The organism is Bacteroides sp. 519, assembly GCF_010500955.1.
Taxonomy (GTDB): Bacteria; Bacteroidota; Bacteroidia; order Bacteroidales; family Bacteroidaceae; genus Bacteroides.
Map to the genome: position 1 here is coordinate 1 of NZ_QVMJ01000075.1, position 624 is coordinate 624.

1 protein-coding gene is annotated in these 624 nt (G+C 37.7%); it reads right to left on the bottom strand.

Features of this window, described 5'->3' with window-relative positions:
* The coding region (locus D0T85_RS23265; protein WP_163215662.1) for an AAA family ATPase at positions 1-156 on the bottom strand (156 nt) is incomplete at its 3' end.
* Between the last annotated feature and the right edge of the window lie 468 nt (positions 157-624).

Consider the following 624-nt stretch of genomic DNA (forward strand, 5'->3'; position numbering starts at 1 on the left):
TACCAAAGGGATAAAACGGGTCTTATCCACATAATAATAATCTTGCAGGCTGATTCTTTCGTAATCGCTGATACCGTATGGAATTATTTTCATGTTACTCGGGGTTGCGGATTTATAGCAAAGGTAAGAAAAAAGTATTGTCTTTGGTATTAGCATATTAATTAACTTCCCCAACCCCACAAATTAACTCCCGCATCCGTAGTAAATAACTATTTTTTCTGCACATTCAAACTCGGCTGTTTATAAACAACCAATTAGCTTTCTATAAAGAGCTAATTGGTTTTATATAAACAGCCAATCAGTTGTTTATAAACAGCCCTGTTTAATTATGCACATTCAGAAGTTAGTTTCTGCACATTTAAAAGTTAATTTTGCCGTTATTAGAAGATAATTCACCACATCTTTTTATAGCCTGCATTATTCATACTTAAAAGTGAGTTCACAAGCAATTACCCCTTGGGGTAAAATTTGAATAACCCCCAGTGAAGCGAAGCGACTGGGGGGGAGAATAGACTCAATCTCATCAACGCCGAAGGTGTTGAATATCCAATTGAACCCTTATCGGGTTCCCATGCGAGTGAGTGATTTATCTACCCCCAGTCGCTTCGCTTCACTGGGGGTTAT